The organism is Novosphingobium aeonii (assembly GCF_052279045.1).
Lineage (GTDB): Bacteria > Pseudomonadota > Alphaproteobacteria > Sphingomonadales > Sphingomonadaceae > Novosphingobium.
In genome coordinates this window covers 950,824-971,030 of sequence record NZ_CP176833.1, presented here as the reverse complement: position 1 = coordinate 971,030, position 20,207 = coordinate 950,824, and the positions used below count along the sequence as shown (strand labels likewise).

Annotated in this window: 15 protein-coding genes; 7 read left to right on the top strand and 8 right to left on the bottom strand. The window is 65.8% G+C overall.

The genetic code is table 11. The annotated features are described in order from the left end of the window. The first annotated feature begins 2 nt into the window (after window positions 1-2). A complete protein-coding gene (gene cobO, locus ACLIMP_RS19830) occupies window positions 3-608 on the top strand; it encodes a cob(I)yrinic acid a,c-diamide adenosyltransferase (RefSeq protein WP_054441918.1) in 606 nt (201 codons plus the stop codon). Between the two features lie 2 nt (window positions 609-610). After that, window positions 611-1,249: a 5,6-dimethylbenzimidazole synthase gene (gene bluB / locus ACLIMP_RS19825; protein ID WP_132468839.1), complete on the top strand. Its 639-nt coding sequence runs from the start codon at window positions 611-613 to the stop codon at window positions 1,247-1,249. On the opposite strand, the gene ACLIMP_RS19820 is transcribed toward bluB, so the two are convergent. Further along, window positions 1,236-2,045: an ABC transporter substrate-binding protein gene (locus ACLIMP_RS19820; RefSeq protein ID WP_324699619.1), complete on the bottom strand. Its 810-nt coding sequence runs from the start codon at window positions 2,043-2,045 to the stop codon at window positions 1,236-1,238. The two genes, bluB and ACLIMP_RS19820, sit on opposite strands and share 14 nt — an antisense overlap. Before the next feature lie 415 nt (window positions 2,046-2,460). On the opposite strand from ACLIMP_RS19820, the gene ACLIMP_RS19815 reads away from it, so the two are divergent. Continuing rightward, window positions 2,461-3,993 (top strand): DHA2 family efflux MFS transporter permease subunit, encoded by a 1,533-nt coding sequence (locus ACLIMP_RS19815; protein WP_443478876.1) that lies wholly within the window; start codon window positions 2,461-2,463, stop codon window positions 3,991-3,993. Here the strand turns inward: ACLIMP_RS19815 and ACLIMP_RS19810 are convergent. Beyond that, a complete protein-coding gene (locus ACLIMP_RS19810) occupies window positions 3,990-4,886 on the bottom strand; it encodes a LysR family transcriptional regulator (RefSeq protein ID WP_443478875.1) in 897 nt (298 codons plus the stop codon). The genes ACLIMP_RS19815 and ACLIMP_RS19810 overlap by 4 nt on opposite strands. A 134-nt stretch (window positions 4,887-5,020) precedes the next feature. Between ACLIMP_RS19810 and ACLIMP_RS19805 the strand changes: the two genes are divergently transcribed. Further along, entirely contained in the window at window positions 5,021-7,333 is a 2,313-nt protein-coding gene (locus ACLIMP_RS19805) for an arylsulfatase (RefSeq protein ID WP_443478874.1), read from the top strand. Window positions 7,334-7,352: 19 nt separating this feature from the next. Here the strand turns inward: ACLIMP_RS19805 and trxC are convergent, their stop codons facing one another. Both trxC and poxB read right to left on the bottom strand, forming a co-directional pair. Next, window positions 7,353-7,802: a thioredoxin TrxC gene (trxC, locus tag ACLIMP_RS19800; protein ID WP_443478873.1), complete on the bottom strand. Its 450-nt coding sequence runs from the start codon at window positions 7,800-7,802 to the stop codon at window positions 7,353-7,355. A gap of 51 nt (window positions 7,803-7,853) precedes the next feature. Further along, complete coding sequence (gene poxB / locus ACLIMP_RS19795; RefSeq protein WP_443478872.1) at window positions 7,854-9,590, bottom strand: ubiquinone-dependent pyruvate dehydrogenase; 1,737 nt, start codon at window positions 9,588-9,590, stop codon at window positions 7,854-7,856. Window positions 9,591-9,853: 263 nt separating this feature from the next. On the opposite strand from poxB, the gene ACLIMP_RS19790 reads away from it, so the two are divergent. The 3 genes from ACLIMP_RS19790 (at window position 9,854) to ACLIMP_RS19780 (ending at window position 12,453) form a co-directional block, all read left to right on the top strand. Next, on the top strand, window positions 9,854-10,435 hold the full coding sequence (locus tag ACLIMP_RS19790) for an outer membrane protein (RefSeq protein ID WP_185999673.1): 582 nt from the start codon (window positions 9,854-9,856) through the stop codon (window positions 10,433-10,435). Between the two features lie 141 nt (window positions 10,436-10,576). Continuing rightward, window positions 10,577-11,035: a peptide-methionine (R)-S-oxide reductase MsrB gene (gene msrB / locus ACLIMP_RS19785; protein ID WP_185999672.1), complete on the top strand. Its 459-nt coding sequence runs from the start codon at window positions 10,577-10,579 to the stop codon at window positions 11,033-11,035. A gap of 215 nt (window positions 11,036-11,250) precedes the next feature. Continuing rightward, window positions 11,251-12,453, top strand: a complete 1,203-nt coding sequence (locus ACLIMP_RS19780) for a mechanosensitive ion channel family protein (RefSeq protein ID WP_443478871.1) — start codon at window positions 11,251-11,253, stop codon at window positions 12,451-12,453. A 25-nt stretch (window positions 12,454-12,478) separates the two neighbouring features. On the opposite strand, the gene treY is transcribed toward ACLIMP_RS19780, so the two are convergent. The 4 genes from treY to ACLIMP_RS19760 all read right to left on the bottom strand — a co-directional run bounded on the left by treY (window position 12,479) and on the right by ACLIMP_RS19760 (window position 20,203). Then, window positions 12,479-14,674, bottom strand: a complete 2,196-nt coding sequence (gene treY, locus ACLIMP_RS19775; RefSeq protein ID WP_443478870.1) for a malto-oligosyltrehalose synthase — start codon at window positions 14,672-14,674, stop codon at window positions 12,479-12,481. 5 nt (window positions 14,675-14,679) lie between these two features. Further along, window positions 14,680-16,404, bottom strand: a complete 1,725-nt coding sequence (treZ, locus tag ACLIMP_RS19770; protein ID WP_443478869.1) for a malto-oligosyltrehalose trehalohydrolase — start codon at window positions 16,402-16,404, stop codon at window positions 14,680-14,682. A 17-nt stretch (window positions 16,405-16,421) separates the two neighbouring features. After that, window positions 16,422-18,521, bottom strand: coding sequence for a glycogen debranching protein GlgX (gene glgX, locus ACLIMP_RS19765; RefSeq protein WP_443478868.1), 2,100 nt, complete (start codon window positions 18,519-18,521; stop codon window positions 16,422-16,424). A gap of 287 nt (window positions 18,522-18,808) precedes the next feature. Next, window positions 18,809-20,203, bottom strand: a complete 1,395-nt coding sequence (locus tag ACLIMP_RS19760; RefSeq protein ID WP_443478867.1) for an efflux transporter outer membrane subunit — start codon at window positions 20,201-20,203, stop codon at window positions 18,809-18,811. Between the last annotated feature and the right edge of the window lie 4 nt (window positions 20,204-20,207).

Genomic DNA, 20,207 nt, shown 5'->3' with positions numbered 1-20,207 from the left:
CCATGGTGCAACGCAGTGACGAACAGCACGCCGAGAAGATGAAGAAGAAGCAGGCCGCGCATGACAAGATCATGGCCGGAAAGACGGTCGAAAAGGGCCTGCTGATCGTCCACACCGGCAAGGGCAAGGGCAAGACGACCGCCGCGCTCGGAATGGTGGTGCGCGCCATCGGCCACGGCAAGAAAGTGGGCGTCGTCCAGTTCGTGAAAGGCGCGATGACCACCGGCGAGAAGGTCGTCTTCGATGCCTTCCCGGATCAGGTCGAATTCAAGCCGATGGGCGAAGGCTTCACCTGGAACACGCAGGACCGCGCCCGCGACATCGAACTCTCGCGCGAGGCGTGGGAGGAAGTGAAGCGGATGGTCGCCGATCCGGGCTATGACATGGTGCTGGCGGACGAACTCAATATCGTGCTGCGCTATGACTATCTGCCGCTGGACGAAGTGCTGGACGTACTGACCGCGCGCGGCGAGATGAAGCATGTGCTCGTCACCGGCCGCAACGCCCCCGAAGCGCTGATGGAAGCCGCTGATCTCGTGACCGAGATGACGCTGGTGAAGCATCCGTTCCGTTCGGGCGTGAAGGCACAGGCCGGCATCGAATTCTGAAGATGCCGCCGCGCTTCGGCTCCGAATTCCGGGAGCAGCTGGGCGAGCTGCTGGCATGGCGGCGTGATGTCCGCCATTTCCGCAGCGATCCGCTGGGTGAAAGCGTGGTGGCCGAACTGCTGGCGGCGGCGCAGCTTGCGCCGTCGGTGGGCAACTCGCAGCCCTGGCGGTTCGTGCGCGTCCGCTCGGCGGACTTGCGCGAAACACTGGCGGAGCATGCCGATACCGAAAAGGCCGCCGCCGGATCGGGCCTGGCAGACCCGGCGCGGCGTGCCGCCTATGCCTCGCTCAAGCTCCACGGCCTGCGCGAGGCGCCGGAGATCATTGCGGTATTCTGCGACGAAGGCGCCGCTGAGGGCGGCGGCCTCGGCGCGGCGACAATGCCGGAGACGCGGGCCTATTCGGTGGTGCTCGCCGTCCATACGCTTTGGCTGGCGGCACGGGCGAAAGGGCTGGGGCTGGGCTGGATATCCATCGTCGAGCCCGATTTCGTCACCGCGCTCCTGGGCGTGCCGCCGCGCTGGCGTTTCATCGCATTGCTGTGCCTGGGCCACCCCGAGGAACCGGACATGGTCCCCGAACTCCAGCGGCGGGGCTGGCAGGCGCGGCTCGACTGGCGAACGAACGTCAGCGAGCGTTGACCTGCCGCGCAAGGCTGCGCGCCGCCTTGACGTAGGCGGGACCGCCGCAAACCGTCCAGGCCTGCGGGATCGCGACGCGCGGAATGTCGCGCAGGATCGGATGATGGATCATCTCGGTGCCCTGATCCGAGACCTTCTGCGTGGCGCTGTCGATCACGATGTAGTCCGGACGCGCCATCGCCATTTCCTCCAGGCTCATCTGCGAAAGCGACGGTTTTCCTAGCTGTCCTGCCAGATTGACGAGGCCGACCCGCACCATCAGGTCGTCGATCAGCGTGCCGGTGCCGGTGAGATAGCCCCGGCGCTGGTAATAGGCCGCAACCTTGCCGCCGCGCGCGCGGGGAATTCCGGCGAGATCGGCGTTCATTCGCGCAATCAGTGCCTCTCCGCGCTGCGGATGTCCCACCGCCCGCGCCACGTCGCGTATGGAGGCGACTATCTCGTCATAGTCATGCGCCGACTTGAGATCGAGCGAGCGATAATGGCGGTTCCGCAGCACCGCGATGGCCGGATTGCGTCTTGCCGGCATGCCCACCACGAGATCGGGATCCGCCGCCATGACCTCCTCCGCCGACCCTCCGAAAACGGGCAGCCCCTTCGCTTGAGACGCCACGGCGGACATTTCGGGATCGGAAGCATAGCGCGTAAGTCCGGCGATCTGGTCACGGTCGGCCAGAGCCACCAGCAACTGGTCGGCGCAAAGATTGAGCGATACGATGCGATGCGGAACCGCGCCCTTGTTTGCCGCGGCAGGAGGGGCATTCCCGGTCGCCGCGCACGGAAGGAGCGCGAACATGACCCCGGCAACGACGCCGAGATTCCGATGCCGGGCAAACTCCTTCATCGCACCACGCAATTTCATAGACTTGTTCGCCAATCCTGAGACGCTATCGAGATTCTTTCGGTGATGCTCTCCCACCCGAAATCCCCTGACGAAAGGCGACTATGGGATCACCGGCGCCATGGCAACGCCCTATTCCCTGCCGCATTTTCCCGCCGTTCAGCAGGGCGCCCGGAACGGCGGCAGAGTTAGCGCAAACGAATAGCCTATCGTCAGGCGGTGGGTTTCAAAATGCTGCATTGCACCTATATGGTCGGCACCGGTACGCCCGCACAGAAGATGGACGGCCTTGGATTTGGGGGGACGTCCTTGTCAGTACGCCAACCGGAAACATGCCCATGATCCAGCTTGCCAATCTCCCCGAGGCCCCATGCTGAGGCCCAGGCGGCGCGGTATCGCCTCCGTCAACGCGGAAGTGCGTGACGGCATCGTCCCGGCCGCCGGCTCCATCGCCAAGACCCGCGATCTCGGCCCAGCCGAATCCGGAGCGAACTACCGGCTCGTCGCGCTCATCATCGCGTCGGCACTGTTCATGGAATTCGTGGACGCAACGGTGCTCGCCACCGCCCTTCCCACCATGGCCCGGGACTTCGGCGTCCGCCCGCAAGAGATGAGCGTGGCGCTGACCTCTTACCTGCTAGCGCTTGCCGTATTCATTCCGGCTTCCGGCTCGCTGGCCGACCGCTTCGGATCGCGAACGGTGTTTCGTGCCGCGATCGTGCTGTTCGTGCTGGGCAGCCTTGCTTGCGGCCAGTCCCGATCGCTGGAAATGATGGTCGCCTCCCGCTTCGTGCAGGGGATCGGCGGCGCGATGATGATCCCGGTGGGGCGGCTCGTGCTGCTGCGCTCGGTCGCCAAGCAGGACATGGTCAATGCCATGTCCTGGCTGCTGGTGCCCGCGCTGATCGGCCCGATCGTGGGACCGCCGCTCGGCGGGTTCATCGTGACCTATCTCGACTGGCGCTGGATCTTCTACATCAACCTGCCGATGGGCATGCTCGGGTTCTGGCTGACCAGCCGCTACATCGCCAATATCCGCGAGGACGAACCCGGCCGGTTCGACACCCTTGGCTTCGTCCTCAGCGGGATTTCGCTCGGCTGCCTGCTGTTCGGCTTCGAAATGGTGAGCCGTCCCGGCGAAGGCGCCATCGCGGCGGGACTGATCGCCGTCGGCGTCGTGGCCGGGTTCTTCTACATCCTCCACGCCCGCCGGCACGAAGGCTCGATCCTCGATCTCGCCCTGCTCAAGGACGATACGTTCCGGCTTTCGGTGATCGCCGGTTCGATCACCCGCATCACGCAGGGCGCCCAGCCCTTCCTGCTACCCCTGATGATGCAGGTCGGCTTCGGCTTTTCCGCCGCGCGCAGCGGCACGATCACGGTAGCGACGGCGATAGGTTCGCTGGCCATGAAGAGCTTCGCGCCCCGCCTGCTGCGCCGCTTCGGCTTTCGCCGCGCGCTGATCTGGAACGGCGTGATCGCCACCGCAGGCTATGCGATCTGCGGCCTGTTCCGCCCAAGCTGGCCGGTGTGGACGATGTTCTGCGTGCTGGCGCTGTCCGGCTTCTTCATGTCGTTCCAGTTCACCGCCTACAACACCATCGCCTATGACTGCGTGGACAAGCGCCACATGAGCAGCGCGACCGCGTTCTATTCGACCTTCCAGCAGCTCATGCTTTCGCTGGGCATCTGCGTGGCGGCGATCGCGCTGCACCTTGCCATGCTCGCCAGCGGGAACGAGACGCCCTCCCTTGGCGACTTTTCGGCGGCATTCTGGGTGGTGACCTCCATTTCGCTGACGGCAACGCTCTGGAACCTGCGCTTCGCGCCCGAGGCGGGCGGCGAGATCAGCGGCCATGTCCAGTCCGAGCCGAACGGCGAAACCAAGCGCGAGCCCGCCTAGGCGGCGGAAAGCGCGTTCCCCCGCTCGATCCGGCCGAGCATGGCCTCTATCTCTGCCGCCACCACCAGCGCGGCGGGAGAGCGGGAGCGCCCTCGCCGCAGGAGCATGCAGATTTCGCTGTCGATCGGCGCCAGATCGCTTACCGCCAGCCGGACAAGGCTGCCTTGCTCAAGCTCCCCCGCCACGAAGGCGGCCGAGGACAGCCAGACACAATCGGTCCTGAGCACCAAGTCGCGCAGGACGTGGAAGTTGTCGCAGACGAACGATCCCCCGCGCCCGCCGAAACCGCCGGAGGACAGTTCGACCGCGCTTGCGGTGGGATAGCCGTCGAGGTCCGGCGTGGACACCGCAGTCCGGCCCGCCAGCGGATGGCCCGCGCGGACCATCACCTCCAGCCGCACCCTGCCCAGATCGCGCTTTTCCGTGCCGGGAACGTGGCTCATCTTCCAGTTGTTGCCGACGATCATCTCGATCCGGTCGTCCAGCAGTTCGGGGAGCAATTGCTCCGGGGGACGGGTGACGGTCACGATCCTCAGCCCCGGCCGCGCCCGGAGCAGCGCCTGCCCGAGATCGGGAAGCAGCAGGCTTGCCAGCATCGGGCCCAGCCCGAAGGCGACGCGGCCGACATCGCCCGTGCCATAGAGCCGCAGGCTGCGTTCCAGATCGTCTGCGGCGGCGAGCAGGGTCCGCGCCTGCTCGATCACCAGTTCCCCTGCCGGGGTCGGCCGCGCGCCGCCGCGCCCGCGATCGAAGAGGATCACCGCGTGGCGCTGTTCAAACGCGGCGATGCTGCGGCTGAGGGCCGGCTGGGTGATCCGTTCTTCCTCGGCCGCGCGCGAAAAGCTTCCCGTGCGCGCGACCGCGAGGATATGGCGAAGACGGACATGTTCCAAGGCAGCGCTCCCTTTCCATTACCATGGGGCATGGAATTTCGCATTGATATGCATTGGACGTAATGGCGCGCCAAGCCCAAACACGCCGCTTGAAACAATAGCGGGCAAGAGGGCGGGCAATGGGAAATCGATGGATGCGGTGGCTGCTGGCGGCCACCGTGCTTTCGGGCGGGACGGCGAATGCGCAGGAGGAAACCGGGCGAGCGGTGCTGCCCGTGCCGACCGCGCCGTTCGACGGCACATTCGCCGAAAACGTCCTTGACGCGCGGCCGGGCACGGCAAGACCCATCAGCGCTCCTGTCGGCGCGCCGAACATGTTCGTGATGATGAGCGACGACGTGGGCTTCGCCATGTCGAGCGCATTCGGCGGCCCGGTGCCGACACCCAATTTCGAGCGGGTCGCCGCGCAGGGCCAGCGCTACAACCGCTTTCACACCACCGGCATCTGCTCCCCCTCGCGCGCGGCGCTGCTGACCGGGCGCAACCACCATGCCGCCGGCGTGGGCTGGCTGAGCGACGTTCCCTCCCCCTACCCCGGTTATGGCGGAAAGATTCTGCCGGAAACCGCCACCGTCGCGCAGACCCTGCGGCTCAACGGCTACAACACGGCCATGTTCGGCAAGCACCACAACACCCCGTCGAACGAACGCAGCGAGGCAGGCCCGTTCGATGCATGGCCCACGGGCCTTGGCTTCGAATATTTCTACGGCTTCGTCAGCGGCGACAGCGACCAGTATTCGCCGATGCTCTATCGCGGCGTCCAGCGCGCCGATCCGCAGGATGGCCCGCGCGAACTGCTGGACAAGCGGCTGGCGGACGACATGATCCGCTGGATTCACAACCAGAAGGCCGGAGCGCCGGACAAGCCGTTCCTCGCCTATCTCGCCCCCGGCTCCACGCATGCGCCGCATCAGGCGCCGCCCGCCTATATCGCGCGCTTCAAGGGCAAGTTCGACCAGGGCTGGGACAAAGTGCGAGAAGAGACCTTCCGCCGCCAGGTCGCGATGGGCATCGTTCCCGAAGGAACCCGGCTGACGCCCCGCCCGCCGGAAATTCCCGCGTGGGACACGCTCACCCCGGCGCAGAAGGCCTTTGCGGCGCGAACCATGGAAGTGGCCGCGGCGCAGCTCGTGTTCCAGGACGAACAGGTGGGCCGGGTGCTGGACGAACTCCAGCGGATGGGCCAGCTGGACAACACCATCGTCGCGATCATCGAGGGGGACAACGGCGCCAGCGCCGAGGCCGGCCCGCGCGGCACGATCAACGAGATGCGCAGCATGGGCCGCCATGATGAGGCCGAAGCCTGGATGACGGCCAATCTCGACCGGCTCGGCGGGCCGTATACTTACGAAAGCTATCCGGCGGGCTGGACCTGGGCAATGAACACGCCGCTGCGCTGGACCAAGCAATATGCCTCCATGCTGGGCGGCATCCGCAACGGGATGATCCTGTCGTGGAAGGGCCACGTCGCCCGTCCCGGCAGCATCTGCGGGCAGTTCAGCCATCTGGTGGACATGGCGCCGACCCTGCTGGATGCCGCGCACGTGCCGATGCCGGCGAACGTGCTCGGCTCGGCGCAGAAGCCGCTCGACGGCCGCAGCCTCCTGCCCGGCCTCGCTTCCTGCGATCCGGCCATGCCGCGCACCCAGTATTTCGAGATCGGCGGAAAGGTCGGCCTCTATCACGACGGCTGGTTCCTCTCGGGCGACGATGGCCGGATGGCATGGGAGAACCTGCCGCCCGAAGGGCCCCGGCCCCGCATGCAATGGTCGCTCTACAATCTCTCGAAGGATTTCTCGCAGTCCACCGATCTTGCCGCGAAGGAGCCGGAAAGGCTGAAACGGATGCTGGAGCTGTGGCAGCAGGAAGCACGGCGCAACAACGTCTTCCCGCTCGATCACCGCTTCGCCATGGCCCGCGCCGTGGCCGCCATGCGCCCCAGCGGGCGCAAGCAGTTCACGTTCTGGGGCAAGGACGTGTCGATCCCCTCCACCACGGAACCCGTGCTGATCGGTCGTTCCTTCACGCTGGATGCGGACTTGAGGCTGGACACCGCCTCAGCCTCCGGTGCCGTCGTGGCGCTGGGCAGCCGCTTCGGCGGCTGGAGCCTCTACCTCGATCGCGGAGTGCCGACTTTCGTCTGGGCCCGCTCCACCGACCCGGACGAGATCGTCAGGGTCCGCGCCGCCCATGCGCTGCCGCAGGGGCCCACGACCCTGCGTCTTCGCTTCGCCGTGGCAAAGCCGGGCGGCCCCGCCGAAATCGCACTGAGCACCGGCGGTGAGGAACTGGCGCGCGGCTCACTGCCCACCAGTATCCTGACCCCGGCGGGCGGCGGCGAGACGCTGGACATCGGGCGGGATCTCGGCGTCACCGTCACGGATTATCCCGTGCCTCATGGCGCGATCGAGGGAGACATTCCGCGCATCTCCATCACGTTCGACTGAGGCGGGCGGGGGCAGACCTTCAGCTAAGCAGCCCCCGCGTCCAGTCCACGATAGCCCGCTCCGGCATGGCGCCGGACTGGCGCCCGATCTCCCGGCCCTGCGAAAACAGGATGAGCGTGGGGATCGAGCGTATGCCATAGCGCCCGGCAATCGCGCTTTCTGCCTCGGTATCGAGCTTGCCGAGGCGGACCTGCGGCTCCAGCAGCCGGGCCGAGGCCGCAAAGGCAGGCGCCATCTGCCGGCATGGCCCGCACCAGCTCGCCCAGAAATCGACGAGCAGCGGGATGCCCGAGCGCGCGGCATGAGCATCGAAGTTGGCCGAAGTCAGCGTGATCGGCACGCCGGCGAAAAGCGGCTGGCCGCAGCGCCCGCATTTTCCGCCCGCGGCAAGCCGATCGGACGGCACCCGGTTGCGCGCCGCACAGTGCGGGCAGGCGATCAGCAGGGCATCGCCCCTGTCGGTGGGCATGGTCTTTCCCTTTTTCCGTAAGCTTTGCTCTTCCTTTATCCCGCCAGCGGATCAATGCCAGAGATTGGTCCGCGCCAGATCGACGATCTCGTCACCCCGGCCGCTCATCACGGCCTTGACCATGTAGAGGGTGAAGCCCTTGGCCATCTCGGCATTGATCTTGGGCGGAATGGGCAGTTCCGTCCGCGCGACGACCGCGTCGATCAGGACCGGGCCGTCATGCTCGAACGCACGGCGGATCCCCTGCTCGACATCGGCAGGGTCTTCGAGACGAATGCCCTTGATGCCGATCGCGTCGGCCATGGCGGCAAAGTCGGGATTGTCGAGATCGGTTCCGAACGGCAGGAAACCGGTCGATTTCTGCTCCACCTCCACGAAACCGAGCGTGCCGTTGTTGAAGACCACGATCTTCGCCGGGAGCCGGTTCTGCCGCAGGGTAAGCAGGTCTCCCATCAGCATGGCCAGCCCGCCATCGCCCGATAGCGAGATCACCTGCCGGCCGGGAAAGGCGCTCTGGGCGCCGATGGCCATCGGCATCGCATTGGCCATGGAGCCATGCCACAGCGAACCGATCAGTCTGCGCCTGCCGTTCATCCGCAAGTAGCGGGCGGCCCATACGGTAGGCAGCCCGACATCGAAGGTGAACACCGCATCGTCCGCCGCAAGATCGCTGATCGCCCTGGCGACCTGCTGCGGATGGATCGGCGTCTTGCCGGGACGGCCTACCGCCTGCGAATCGAGGTCCTCGCGGGCGCGGCGATAATGCTTGAGCGCCTTTTCCAGATGCCTGCCATCCGTCCTTGCCCGCAGGCGGGGCAGCAAGGCCCGCACCGTAGCGCCGACATCGCCCACCACCCCGAGGTCCAGCGAAGTGCGGCGGCCGAGCTGGCCGGGCCGGATATCGACCTGCACGGTCCGCACGCCGCTGCCCGCCGGATAGAACTGGCGATAGGGAAAGTCCGTGCCCAGCATCAGCAGCACGTCGGTATCCATCATCGCATAGTAGCCCGAGGAAAATCCGATCAGGCCGGTCATGCCCACGTCGTAGGGGTTGTCGTATTCGACATGTTCCTTCCCCCGCAGCGCATGGACGATGGGCGCCTGGAGCCGCTCGGCCAGGGCCACCACTTCCGCGTGAGCGCCGGCGCAGCCCGAGCCGCACAGGATCGTGACACGGCTCTCGTCGTCGAACATCGCCGCCAGCGCCGCGAGGTCCGGCTCGTCCGGGACCACCACGGGCGGGCGGGGCAGGAGCGAGGCGGGCGGGGGCTCGGCAGCGGCGGTCGCCGGCTGCAAGGCCACGTCTCCGGGAATGACGACAACGGAGACGCCCTTTTCCCCGATCGCGGTGCGAATGGCGATTTCAAGGCTGCGCGGCATTTGCGAGGGATCGGACACGAGTTCGCAGTAATGACTGCACTCGCGGAAGAGGTCCTGCGGACGGGTTTCCTGAAAATAGCCGGAGCCGATTTCCGGCGAGGGAATATGGGCGGCGATGGCCAGCACCGGCACGCGCGAGCGATGACAGTCGAACAGTCCATTGATGAGGTGGAGATTGCCCGGGCCGCAGCTTCCCGCGCAAACCGCGATGCTTCCTGTGAGATGCGCCTCGGCCCCGGCGGCGAAGGCGGCAACTTCCTCGTGGCGGACATGGATCCATTCGATGGTGCCGCGAGCCCTGATGGCATCGGTCAGTCCGTTCAGACTGTCTCCGACGAGACCGTAGATCCGCTTCACGCCCGCTGCCTCCAGCGTGGCGATGAACTGGTCCGCTACGTTCCTGGCCATCTGCAACTCCTCGTCGTTCGCCGCGCGCGGCTGTTGGGAAACCTTCTGAACGGTCAGGGGCCGCGGAAGTGCCGTGCGATCCCTGCAACCCCGGTTTCAGAACGCGCGCTTTCCCGGCGAGGGGCAACCCTGACCAAAGTATGAGCCGGTCGCATTGTCTCCCTGAGGGAATCAGTCTGTCTCGATCATCCCCGATTATCCGCCTGTTGTTCGAGGGCCATATCGCTCCTGTCCGATCCGGACATGAATCAGGGAACAAGACAATGAACAGGATTATCGCAGGGATCATGGCCGCAGCTTCCGTGATGGCGGCTTCCCCCGCCTTCGCCGAAACGTTCGACGGCCCCTATGTCGGCGTTCAGGCCGGCCTGAACCACGACCGCGCCCGCGGCGCGGATACCGACATCGGCGAAGTCAACGTGCGCGATTCCCGCGACAGCTTCATCGGCGGCGCCTTTGCAGGCTACAACTACAGGCTCACGCCCCATGTCGTGATCGGCGCGGAAGGCAGCTTCGACATCGGCGCCGACGACGCCCTGCGCAGCGGCGCAGCCGTGATCGACCCGAACCATTCCTTCGACCTGTCGGCCCGCGCCGGCTACCTCGTGACCCCGGAAACGCTGCTCTATGTGCGCGGCGGCTACGAGAACATGCGCGCCCGCATTTCGGATGGCACGGCGACCGGTCATGATACGTTCGATGGATGGAGCGTGGGCGGCGGCGTGGAGCGCGCGATCCTGCAGAACGTAACGGCCCGCATCGAGTATCGTTACTCCGATCTCGGCAACAACGACCATGACTTCGACCGCCATCAGGCGCTTGTCGGCGTAGCCTACCACTTCTGACCCCACCGCCGGGCGGGGCTGCCGACAGGCGGCCCCCGGGCGACGCGGCGGCAATTGCGGCCTCCGATGACAGCAATGAATGAAAAAGGACTTCACCCCGGCCCGCGTTCTCCCCATCTAGGGCGCCAAGGAGAACGATCCATGCCGACCTACAAGAAAACCGACGAGGCGATCGCACGCCTGACCCCCGAGCAGTTCCACGTAACCCAGCACAGCGGGACCGAGCGCCCCGGCTCAGGCGAATACCTTGGCAACAAGCGCGCCGGAATCTACGTGGACATCGTTTCGGGCGAGCCGCTGTTCGCCTCCTCGGACAAGTACGAGTCCGGCTGCGGCTGGCCGAGCTTCACCAAGCCCATCGAACCGGCCAACGTCAGCGAACTGCGCGACATCAGCCATGGCATGATCCGCACCGAAGTGCGCTCCGCCCACGGCGACAGCCATCTCGGCCACGTGTTCGAGGACGGGCCGCGCGATCGGGGCGGATTGCGGTATTGCATCAATTCGGCCGCTCTGCGGTTCGTGCCGCGTGAAGACATGGAAACAGAGGGTTACGGCGATTATCTCGATCAGGTCGAGGAAATCGGCCACCACGGCTGACGCCTTGATGCAGGGGCGGCCCGAGCCCTGTGGCCGGGCCGCTCGCCGCTGCGGCGCAACCGAACTCCCGAAAAACGCAAGGAACAACTCGTCCACCGAGCCATTGCAAGACGTTGAGCCTTGGCCGTCTTGCACGGTAAGGCCGTTCGCATGTCGGCATGCCGCGATATCGGCGGCAGCCACGGTCGCCGAAACGAACATGGATTGAGCGCAGGATGAGCACCCCCACTTCCCCCCCGAGCCCCAGCCCCGGCGCCCACGCGATGCCGGACGTGGCCACGCAGGTCCATAACCTGTCGAGCGCCACGGTCTCGTGGTTCCAGACCTACTGGCTCCAGATCATCGTCGCCGGACTGATCGCCATTGCCATAACCTCCGGCCTCTATGCCCTTCGCGGATTGGGCAATCGCCTCTGCCGGGCGGAACGCGGCAGGGGTGCCTGGCTGACCGTGATCGGCCGCGCCGTGACCAAGACCACGAACTACTTCATCGTCATGGTCGCGATCCGCGTGGTGGACGGCTATGCACAGACGCCGCCCGCGCTAGACGGTCTGGTGACGTTCCTGTTCACGATCGCAGCGGTCCTGCAAGGCGCGATCTGGGCGCGCGAACTGATCCTCGGCGCAATCGAACACCGCACTTCCGCCGAACATTTCCAGGGCGAGGCGATCATCAATGCGATGGGCCTGATCCGCCTCCTCGTCAGCGTGGTGGTCTTCGCCGTGGCGGCAGTGGTGCTGCTCGATAACCTCGGGGTCAACGTGACGGGTCTGGTCGCGGGTCTCGGCGTTGGCGGCATAGCCATCGGCCTTGCTGCGCAGGGCATCTTCGCGGACCTGTTCGCGGCGCTGGCCATCATCTTCGACCGCCCCTTCAGCAAGGGGGATGCAATCAGCTTCGGCACCAGCACCGGGACGATCGAAGCCATCGGCCTGAAGTCCACGCGCATCCGCGCCTATTCAGGAGAATTGCGAGTAATTTCCAACAAGAGTTTGCTTGATAAGGAAATTCTCAACGTCACGCGGCGCGATCATATCCGCCTGCAGTTCACCATCGGTGTCGCCTACGAAACCCCGCCCGACACGCTCGCCCGCATACCCGGCATCCTGTCCGAACTGGTCGAAGCCGAAGGCGGCAAGGCTGCTCGCGCCGGGTTCGAGGCGTTCGGAGCGAGTTCGCTGGACTTCACCTTGCTGGTGGACGTGCCCGGTGCGGACTGGTCGGTCGCGCATCCGCTGCGCGACCGGCTGCTGGTGTCGATCATGCGGCGCTTCGCCGCCGAGGGCATCTCCATCCCCTATCCGACCCAGACGACCTACACCGCCTCACCCGACGGTAAGCTCATCATGCCCTACCCCGATCACTCGGTAGAGAACCATCCTGCTCCGGCGCGGAACGTTCCCGCACAGGATTCCTGACGAACAGCCGGTTCGGCGCCCGCCCTCAATCCGGCGGCAAAGGGCGCGGAACCGGCACTTCGGCGGATTGCCCCTGCCATGTCCGCCTGACGATCCATTCCCGCTCCGCGGCGCGAAGTTCATAGCTTCCTCTCGCGAAAAGTTCGGGCGCCGATTTCCGTAAAGCCAGCAAACGGGCGGTGAGCGAGAACTTCCGTTCCGGGAGCGAGCCGGCGGCGTGTTCGGCCCGGCGATCCACGGCGCGGCGGTTGTCCGGATCCGTGAGGTTTGCCGAGACCCACTCCGTGCCCTGATAGATGTCCGGGATGCCCGGCGCGGTGATCTGGAGCGCGACCTGAGCCAGGATCACCGCATCGAGCACCTCATGGAACGACGCTTTCTCCTTCCCGCTCCAGATGCCATCCCCGGCGAGTTCCTCCAGCAGCCCGGCAGCGAGCGCGCCGAGCTTCCGCTCGGCACCTTCATCCGGGTTTTCATAGCTGGACAAGTCCTTGGCCTCGCGCGCTGCCTTCGTCATGTGCTGCATCAGGCGGGCCTGCGCATCGGGTTCCTCCCGCATGGCGAGTGCCGTCTGAAGCGCATAGATGCCCCAGCGCGGCGCCAGCCCGCACGCAGAAGCACACTCACCCGCATGAGCGTAAAAGCGGCTGGCGAGCGCGGGAAAGTACGAGAGCGCGACGATCGCCGCACGCGCATCGGCCGAGCGCTTGGTATCGTGCGTCGAAAGCGCGTTGAGCCCGTAAGGCGTCCGCGCCGCGCGCCGGTTCATCAAGGCTTCGAACGCACTCCTCGAAATGGTCTGAAGTTCGGGTTCGGCGCCCACCTCGCAGAACGGCAGGTAGGATACCGCGCGGAAGAAGACGGTATCCTCCTCGGACTTGGCGGTGAGCGCTCCGGTCAACTGCTCGAACCGGGCTGCGAACTGCCGGGCCTGCGGATCTCCGGCAGCGGCTTGCAGCAGGTCCAGCAATGCCCCCGCCATCCCCCCGGCGGAGCGCAGCCCCGCGAATTCCGGCGAGAGCGGCAGACCGTCGGCCGTGTAGGAACGGTAGACCGGCCAGACGAGCGCAAGCGCGTCCACCGCCTGCTCGACCGCACCCCGCAGCGCCTCGGCACAGCCTAGCGCCGCCATGGCCGCATCGACAACGCGCGCGTGCTCGGGCACGAAAGTGCCGTGCAGCAAGGCCCGCCTGACGCTCCGCACTTCATTCGCCATATCTTCATGCACGGCATGCCGGGCCGCTGCCCGCATCGCCGCAAGCCCGTCCGGCAGGGTGAGGAACTGCGTGACCGGGGTCATGAACTCGTAACCGCTCATGCCCTGTACCGGCCAGTCCGGGATATCCTCGCCTTCCTTGGCGATCTTCTCCACCCACACGGGCACATCCGGCCCCACAAGCTCGCGCAGATGGGCAAGATAGCCGCCGGGCCGCGCCAGACCATCGACATGATCGACCCGAAGCCCCTGAATTCGGCCGGCTTCGACTTGCCGCGAAATCCAGCGATGGGTAAGCCCGAATACTCCTATATCTTCCTGACGAACCCCGATCAAACTACTGATATTAAAAAATCTTCTGTGATTTATGGATTGAGCTGACTGCCGCCAGTCTCCGATGGACCAGCATTGCTCCGCCAGCAGGTCGGCAAGCGCTGACGCATCCAGTTCACCGCGCTCCGCAAGCTCCCGCGACAGGGGCGTATCGGCGAGCGGATAGCTCTGACCGTAGACCTCCAGCACGGTATCATCGCCCCATCGCCCCATCGCGATCTGCCCTGCGGCAAGGACTTCGTCCGGCGTGCCGTCAAGCACCGGGAAATGCAGCGACCCCTTGTTCCAGTCGATATCGAAAATCTCACTGGAGGCGCTATCGCGGCCGCCCTTCATGAGCTCATACAGCAGCGGGTTTTCCGGTACGCAGGCCATATGGTTCGGCACGATATCCAGAACCACCCCGATCCCGGCAATCCTTGCTGCGTCGCTCAGCCGGATGAAGGCTTCCTCCCCGCCCAGCACCGGGTCCACCTCGTTGGGATCGATCACGTCGTAACCATGGGTAGAGCCAGTCGCTGCCCTGAAAAGCGGCGAGAGATAGAGATGGCTGACGCCAAGCGCACCCAGTTCAGGCAGAAGCTCACGCGCGTCATCAAGGCTCACACCGTTTCGCAGCTGTAATCTGTATGTAGCTGTTATATTGTATGAATAATTGGATACGATAACCATGTAAGTCATCCGTTCCCAAGCGCTGCGGAGAATGCGAAGCGGCTTGCCCCGCCTCCCACTTCGATGAGCGGATCATCATGCGGCACAACCGTCCCGCTGCCGAGGGAGGCGCGCATCAGCAGCCGGCCCTCGGTGAACGTCCAGGTCACGTCGATCGCGCCGCCGTCCCGCGTCACTTCCACTTGAGGATGGGCGCCCGCGGCGAGCAGCGGCACAATCCGGTCCCGGCGCAGCGCCAGGAGGTCGCGGACGAAAGCCTCATGCGAGACCTGATCCGCGCCAACGGCATGTCCGATCTTCGAGGCGAGGAAGGTGTCCGGCGAGATCGGGTCCGGAACCTCCCCGCCGAACGCCGTGAAACCGGCAAACTCCTCGGCCCGCCCCGTCCGTACCGCTGCGGCGAGATCGCCGGTGAAGTCGGCAAAGAACTGGAACGGCGCACTCGTGAGAAATTCGTCGCCCATGAAGATCATCGGCACGAAAGGCGAAAGCAGCGTCATCGCCGTGACCACGCGAAGCGCGTTCCGTTCTCGGACGAGGTGGTGCAGCCGCTCGCCCCTTGCCCGGTTGCCCACCTGATCGTGATTGCCGAGGAAATTGATGAAGGCGGTTCGCGCCATCCCGGCGGAAGGTTCCCCGCGCGGATGAGAGGCCCCCTTGCGAGGCTGGCCCTGCTCTACATAACCGTCTCGCAGCGCGGTTTCGATATCGGCCAGCGGGTCGACGGCGAAAGAGGCATAATAGGCCTCGTCCTCGCCGGTGAGCAGGCAATGCAGGGCGTGGTGCCAGTCGTCGTTCCACGTCGCGTCGAAAGGTGCTCCCGGCCCGAAGCCGGACGCGGGATTACGCTCGTCCTCGGTGATCAGATGAACCGGGCGGCCCCATTCCACCGCGCGTACCCGTTCGGCCAGTTCGGCCAGGAAATGAACCTCGGAGCGATCCTCGATCGCATGGACCGCATCGAGGCGCAGGCCGTCCAGCCGGTACTCGTCCAGCCAGTAGAGCGCGTTCTCGATGAAGTAGTCGCGGACCGCGCGCTGCTCATAGGCGATGCCCTGTCCCCAGGGCGAGCGGCGGTCGGCATGAAAGAACGAAGGCGCCCACGCGGCAAGGTAGTTACCGGAGGGCCCCAGGTGGTTGTAGACCACGTCCAGCAGGACACCCATGCCAAGACCGTGCGCCTTGTCCACGAAGCGCCTGAAATCGCCGGGCGATCCATAGGCGTTGTGGGGCGCATAGGGCAGGACGCCGTCGTAGCCCCAGCCCCGCTCGCCGTCGAACTGGGCCACCGGCATCACTTCCACTATCGTCACTCCGAGATCGCGCAAATGGCGCAGCTTCCCGGCGGCGGCGGCGAAAGTGCCTTCTTCGGTGAACGTGCCGAGGTGCAGCTCGTAGATGACCGTCTGCGACCACGGGATGCCCCGCCACTCCGCCTGCCACGCATATGCCGCCGGATCGACCAGAACCGAGGCCCCGTGAACATCGCCTTCTTGCGCGCGGGCGGCCGGATCGGGAAAGGCCGCGTCGTCCACCCGGAACCGATATGTATCCCCGCAGGCGGCCGGGGTGTCGATGCTCCACCAACCGCCCTCCCCGCGCTCCAGCGGCACAAGGCCATCGGCGAGTTCCACCGCCACCATTCCCGCATCCGGGGCCCAGAGCCTGAACCGCCAGTTGCCGCCGCCGAGGGGCCGCGCTCCCCAGGTCCAGTCGAGATCCTGCGGCATCGCCAATTCCGGCCCCGTCATTCCGGTGCGAAGACGCAGACGCTGGCCGGCGGAATGGTCGCCGCCTCTCCTTCGACCGGCTCAGGCTCGAAAGCGAGATCGCGCGAGGTATCCAGCACGCGGTGCCATTTCGAAACCCCGTTATGTGCCGGCAGGACGAAGTCCACGGCATCGCCCGCGTTCAGGACGATGAACAGCGGCCGCTCGCCTTCTACGAAGGCCTCCTGCGCCGAGTAGCTCAGGAAGAAGCCCAGGATGCGCAGTTCGGCCTGCCCCCATAGCTCCGCGTCCATCTGCCGCCCGTCGGGCTGGTGCCACGCGATCTCCACGCGGCCGTCTTCGGCAGGCTCGCCGTTGAGGAAGTTGTCCTGAGAGAGCACGGGATGGTCCCGGCGGAACCCGATCATCCGGGCACAGAACTCCAGCAGGGCGTCATCCCGGCCCGGCCAGTCGATCCAGGCCGTCTCGTTGTCCTGGCAGTAGACGTTGTTGTTGCCCTGCTGGCTGTTGCCGATCTCGTCCCCGGCCAGGATCATCGGCACGCCCTGGCTGAGCAGCAGGGTTGCCAGCATGGCGCGGCGGCGGCGCGCGCGGGCGGCGTTGATGGCTTCATCCCCGGTCGCGCCTTCGGCGCCCATGTCGTCGGACAGGTTGTTGTCATGGCCATCGGCCCCGCCCTCGCCGTTCGCCTCGTTATGGCGATCGTTGAAGGAAACCGTGTCAAGCAGAGTGAAGCCGTCATGGGCGGCGAGGAAGTTGACCGAGGACGTCGCCCCCCGATCGGAATGGTTGAACTGTTCGGGCGAACCGATCAGGTGGTTGGCCAGATCGCCCACGAGCGCCGGATCGCCTCGCCAGAAGCCGCGTGCCGTATCGCGGAACTTGTCGTTCCATTCGCGGAACGGATAAGGGAAACCGCCCACCTGATAGCCGCCGCTGCCCACGTCCCATGGCTCCGCGATCAGTTTCACGCCGGAGAGGATCGGATCCTGCCTGATCGCGTCGAAGAAGCCGCCTTCCCTGTCGAAACCCATGGCCTCGCGGCCGAGGGTGGAGGCGAGGTCGAAGCGGAACCCGTCGACGTGCATCGCCTGCACCCAGTAGCGCAGCGAATCCAGCACCATGCGGATGACCATCGGATGGGCCACGCTGAGCGTGTTGCCGGTACCGGTCTGGTCGAAGCTGTAGCGCGGGTTTTCCGGGGAGAGCTGGTAGTAGCTGGCATTGTCCAGCCCGCGAAAACACAGTGCCGGACCGCGCTCGGAACCCTCGGCCGTGTGGTTGTAGACCACATCCATGATCACTTCGATCCCGGCCCGGTGAAAACGCTTCACCATGTCCTTGAACTGGCGGATCGCCGGCGCCTTGCCCCGCTTGGGCCCGAGATAGCGGGGCTCCGGCGCGAAGTAGCCCAGGGTCTGGTAGCCCCAGTAGTTGGAGAGCCCCTTGTCCAGCAGCATCCGGTCGTCGAGGAAATACTGGCAGGGCAGCAGTTCGATCGCCGATACGCCCAGCTTGCGCAAATGATCGAGGATGGGCTCGCTGACCATGCCGGCATAAGTGCCCCGCAATTCCTCGGGCACGTCGGGATGGGACATGGTCAGGCCGCGGACGTGGGCTTCGTAGACCACGGTTTCATTCCATGGGTGGCGGATGGAATTGTCACCCTCCCAGTCGAACTCGGGGTCCTGGACCACGCCCTTGACCATAAACGGCGCGGAATCGCGGGTGTCGAAAGTCATGTCGTCGCCCGAGGCGAGGTCGTAGCCCCAGAGCGCTTCGTCCCATTTCAGGCTGCCGGCGATCTCGCGGGCGTAGGGATCGAGAAGAAGCTTGTTGGGGTTGAAGCGGTGGCCCTGTTCCGGCGCATAGGGGCCGTGCGCGCGGTAGCCGTAGAGTTGGCCGGGCCGCACCCCCGGAACGTAGCCGGAGAAGATCGCCCCCTCCCGGCTCGGCATTTCCAGCCTCGCCAGTTCCTCGTCGCCATCGTCCGAATAGAGGCAGAGCTCGATCGCCTCGGCATTTTCGGAGAAGACCGCGAAGTGCGTTCCGTCCCCCGTGAATTCCGCGCCGAGTTCATGGTACTGGCGGTCGGGCTTGGTGAATGCAAATGTCATCGGTTCCCCTTGCGGGTAGGAGGATGCATGCCGGTCAGGATAACGGGCACGTAGGCCGATATGTGGGAATATGTTTGCAGACAGATCCCGGCCGGAAGGAGCGCGTTTGCGCCGGGCGCGGTTCCGCGCCGGTGGGTGCCGGGGCAATCTTGCAGGGTCGTCGGCCGGAAATCACACCGTGCATTAGGCCCCCGGATCGGAAACGTCGTGATCGGCAGCGTAAAATCGCGAACGGCGGCCGGGTTCCGGCTTCCCGGAACGGCAGGATCAAAAAGGCCGGATAGATCTCAGCTTTCTGGTGAAGTATCTCCACCAAGTGCCTGATAGACCTGCACTTGTGTCACCAGTTGGTTATAGCGGTTCTGGATCAGGCCGGTGCGGGCACTGCGCAGGCGTTCCTGCGCGTCCAGCCAGTCGCGCAAAGGGATTGCCCCGGCCCGATACTGCCGTTCATAAAGCCTTTCGGCGTCACGCGCGGCAGCGTAGTTCGCCTCCAAGAAGCCTGCCTGCTTCAGATATTGCTCCCGCGCCGAGAGGGAGACCTGCGTATCGCGCAAGGCATCGTAGAAGGTCTGGCGGAAATCCTGCACCGCGATTTCGTAGTCGGCCCGGGCGATGCCGGTACCGAGGCGGATTTTCTCCGGGTTGAGTTCGGCAAGTGACAGCACCGCGCCAAGGCTGGCTGCGGGATCGCTGAAGAACCCGAGCAGCGCCGAGCTGGCCGTGCCCAGTCCGCCCGTCAGGCTGAAGCTGGGGTAATAGCCAGCGACGGTGGCATCGCTGGCGGCCAGCGTCTTGCGCAGGCGCAGTTCGGCGGCGGCGAGGTCGGGACGGCGAGACAGCAGCGAGGCCGGCGCCTCTGCGGCGATCTGCGGCAGCGGTTGCCGGGGAAGAGCCTGAAGCTCGGTCCCTTCGTAGGATTGGCGGTTCACCAGCGCGGCGATCGTCTTCAATGCCGAGACACGCGCCTGCACGAGCTGGGTCTGCGAGGCTTCCTGCGCCGCGACCGATTGCTGGGCATCGCGCAGTTCGAGGCGTGACACCGCGCCCGCATCGTACTGGCGCTGCACGAGGTCCAGCGCACGGCGGACATAGCCCAGGCTTTCCTCGCCAATGGCGATCTGTTCGTTGGCATAGCCGAGCTGCCACCAGGCCTGCGCCGCCGTGCCGATCAGCGAGAGCCGCGTTTCGGCCAGATCCTGCGCGTTAGCCTGTTCTTCCCACTTCGCGGCATCGGCAGTGGCACCAAGGCGGCCGAAGAGGTCCAGTTCCCACGACACGCCGAGCGAGGCGGCGCTCGATTTCGTCCAACCCGCCCCGCCGTCCAGAGCTTTCGAGCCGCTGGACGAGAGGCTGGCAGTGCCGCTCGGGAACAGGCCCTGCCGCGCCTGTTCGGCGGAAAGGCGGGCCTGCTTCAGCCGCAAGCCTGCCGCCGCCAGATCGGCATTGGCGGCCAGCACCTGATCGACAAGCGCGCTCAGCGCCGGATCGCCGAATTCGTTCCACCACGGGGCGCCCGCCGTTCGGGCCGCGCCTTGCGAGGGCTGGTCCCATGCATCCGCGATCGGCAGTTCCGGGGCGGCATAGCGAGAACGCGTCACACCCGCGCAGCCGCCGGTGCCCAGCGCGAGCGCCAGCGTGGCCAGCAGGACAGGGCGGAAGGGCTTGGTCTGCTGGGGCACGGGT